This window comes from Klebsiella sp. MS 92-3 (assembly GCF_000195655.1).
Taxonomy (GTDB): Bacteria; Pseudomonadota; Gammaproteobacteria; order Enterobacterales; family Enterobacteriaceae; genus Klebsiella; species Klebsiella pneumoniae.
On record NZ_GL882793.1, the window covers coordinates 15,990 to 19,064 of the forward strand.

At 56.3% G+C, this 3,075-nt stretch carries 3 protein-coding genes and 1 tRNA gene; 2 read left to right on the forward strand and 2 right to left on the reverse strand.

Annotated elements, in window-relative coordinates; translation table 11 throughout:
- Positions 1–136 precede the first annotated feature (136 nt).
- On the reverse strand, positions 137–1,198 hold the full coding sequence (gene rsgA, locus HMPREF9538_RS0127400) for a small ribosomal subunit biogenesis GTPase RsgA (RefSeq protein ID WP_032457060.1): 1,062 nt from the start codon (positions 1,196–1,198) through the stop codon (positions 137–139).
- Positions 1,199–1,292: 94 nt separating this feature from the next.
- Between rsgA and orn the strand changes: the two genes are divergently transcribed.
- A complete protein-coding gene (gene orn, locus HMPREF9538_RS16975) occupies positions 1,293–1,838 on the forward strand; it encodes an oligoribonuclease (protein WP_002885538.1) in 546 nt (181 codons plus the stop codon).
- A gap of 43 nt (positions 1,839–1,881) precedes the next feature.
- Here orn and HMPREF9538_RS16970 read toward each other — a convergent pair whose 3' ends face one another.
- Positions 1,882–2,613, reverse strand: a complete 732-nt coding sequence (locus tag HMPREF9538_RS16970) for a transporter substrate-binding domain-containing protein (protein ID WP_004177719.1) — start codon at positions 2,611–2,613, stop codon at positions 1,882–1,884.
- A 294-nt stretch (positions 2,614–2,907) separates the two neighbouring features.
- On the opposite strand from HMPREF9538_RS16970, the gene HMPREF9538_RS16960 reads away from it, so the two are divergent.
- Positions 2,908–2,983 (forward strand) — tRNA-Gly (locus HMPREF9538_RS16960).
- Positions 2,984–3,075: the final 92 nt, after the last annotated feature.

Consider the following 3,075-nt stretch of genomic DNA (forward strand, 5'->3'; position numbering starts at 1 on the left):
CCCCCCCCCCCCGGCGGGGGGGGGGGGCCCTAAAAAAAGGGGACGATTCTATACGTAAAACTCGCCAAATGGCATCCGCGTAAGCTGCGTCATCACCGCTGCCCGGCAGCGCCTGATGTGATGCTCAGCTTAATGATCAGTCATCGGACGAGGAAAAGTTTTTACGCGTTTTTACCTGTACCTGCGCCATGCTTTCCAGGATGCGGTGGTAGTTCTCAAAACGGCTTTCGGCGATCTTGCCGTTCTCTACCGCTTCGCGAAGCGCACAGCCAGGATCGGTATCGTGTTTACAGTCGCGATATTTGCAACGGCCTAAATAATCATGGAATTCGACAAAGCCGTTGGTGATTTGTTCCGCTTCCAGATGCCACAGGCCGAACTCACGTACCCCCGGTGAATCAATCACATCGCCGCCGTGCGGGAAGTGGTAGAGGCGTGCAGCGGGGGTGGTGTGTTGACCTAAGCCGGAAACGTCCGAGACATCATTGGTGAGGATCTGATCCTCGCTCAACCCGAGCAGGGCGTTCAGCAGGCTCGATTTACCGACCCCGGACTGCCCGGCGAAGATACTGATGCGGTCGGTCAGGGCCGCTTCCAGCGGCTTAAGGCCGTCCTGAGTCCGACTGGAAACCAGCAGCACGCGGTAACCGATGTTGCGGTAGATATCCATTTGCTCATTGACGAAGCGCAGACCATCATCATCCAGCAGATCGATTTTATTCAGCACAATGAGCGGCTCGATATCCTGCGCTTCGCAGGCCACCAGATAGCGATCGATAATATTCAGCGACAGCTCAGGCAGGATCGCGGAAACCACCACGATCTGGTCGATATTGGCGGCGATAGGCTTCACGCCGTCGTAAAAATCCGGACGCGTCAGGACGGAGGCGCGATCGTGCACCGCCTCGACGATCCCTTTGACGCTTACGCCGTCGGCGGCGTCTTTACCCGGCCGCCAGACCACGCGGTCGCCGGTGACCAGCGAGCGGATCGTCCGGCGGATATTGCAGCGATGCACGCTGCCGTCAGCGGATTCGACGTCGGCATGCATACCAAAGCGACTGATGACAATGCCTTCCGACGTTTCGCCAAACAGGTTGTCATCGTAGTCGGCCTTCTCCGCAGTGGTTTTCAGACGGCGCTGGTGGTTGGCTTTGACGCGGCGCTGCTGGCCTTTGGAGAGTTTATTTTTACTCAATCGAACTGGCTCCTGGTCGCCCTGATGGGGCAAAACCTCTATGATACACGCTATTTTAGATGAATATAGTCACGCGAGAAGGGTGGAAAATAGCATGAGTGCAAATGAAAACAACCTCATTTGGATCGATCTTGAGATGACAGGGCTGGATCCGGAGCGCGATCGCATTATCGAAATCGCCACCCTGGTGACCGATGCCAACCTGAACATTCTGGCTGAGGGCCCGACCATCGCGGTGCATCAGTCGGACGCTCAGTTGGCATTAATGGACGAGTGGAATGTGCGGACGCATACCGGCAGCGGTCTGGTGGATCGCGTAAAGGCCAGCACCGTCAGCGAGCACGATGCCGAACTGGCGACCATTGAGTTTCTTAAGCAGTGGGTGCCGGCGGGCAAGTCGCCGATCTGCGGCAACAGTATCGGCCAGGATCGTCGCTTCCTGTTTAAGTACATGCCGCAACTGGAAGCCTATTTCCACTATCGCTATCTGGACGTTAGCACGCTGAAAGAGCTGGCGCGCCGCTGGAAGCCGGAAATTCTCGACGGCTTTAAAAAGCAGGGCACTCATCAGGCGATGGACGATATCCGCGAGTCGGTCGCCGAGCTGGCTTACTACCGCGAACACTTCATTAAACTGTAAACCGCGACCGGGCCCTGTGCGCGGCCCGGTACACTTTTCTGCGTTATTTAAACCACTTCTGCTGCATCTGCTGGAAGTCAGGTGTCGCCATGACCGCGGCCAGGGCATCGTTGATGGCGTTCAGCAGCTCCGGATCGTCTTTGCGCACCGCAATCGCATACTGCTTACCGTAATAAGCCGGGTCGGTGGCCCGTTCATCCATGATGGCGTAGTCAGGGTTCTCCTGCTGCCAGGCGTCGAGGGTGGCGAAGTCGCCCATGACGCCGGTTATTTGCCCGGCTTTCAGCGCGGCCAGGGCGCTGGCGACATCGTCGTAAGGGACAGCCTGTACGGCTTTCTGTTTATCACGCAGGTAGCGCTGATGCAGCGTGCCTTTCACCACGCCGACTTTTTTAGCCTTCAGATCGGCAAAGGTATGGGCGACATCTTTGTTGACGATCACTACCCCGGAGAGCGCCTGGCGATAGGGTCGGCTGAAGGCGACCTGCTTCTCACGCATCGGGATCACTTCCATGCCGGCAATCACCGCGTCAAATTTCTTAAAGCGTAAAGCCGGGATCAGGGTATCGAAACGCTGCGCCGTGAACTGGCACTGCGCCTGCATCTGCTGGCACAGGGCGTGCGCGAGATCGATATCGAAGCCAACGGGCTGATTTTTGCCGTTGGCGGTGACAAACGGTGGATTGGCCGTGGTGGTGCCAAAATGGAGCGTCTCGGCTGACGCGGTTCCGATGGCCAGCGTGCTCAGCAGCAGGACGGTGAGGACTTTTCTCATGCTAATTCCCTGTTTGGCGTCGGGGTGGCCTCGTTATACGTCGCGCCACCGCTGTATGATGCGAGCGATTTTGCGTCATTCAGCCGGGCGGAAAAAGCGATTTTGCCCGTTATGACGCTTATTTATACAATTCAGCGGCGTGGATGGCGAGAAAATGTCCATTTAAACAAAAAACGCAAAAAAGTGATCGTCAGGGGGTTGCAGGGGCATCGAATTCTCGTATAATGCGCCTCCCGTAACGACGCAGAAATGCAAATTACGACGCCATCGAAATATGGCAAAAAATGCAGTAACGCGGGAATAGCTCAGTTGGTAGAGCACGACCTTGCCAAGGTCGGGGTCGCGAGTTCGAGTCTCGTTTCCCGCTCCAAAATTTGAAAGCACCATCCTGATCAAAGGATTTCATCTCGCAGATGCGGGGCGAAAGCCGAAGATTAAGCGGGAATAGCTCAGTTGGTAGAG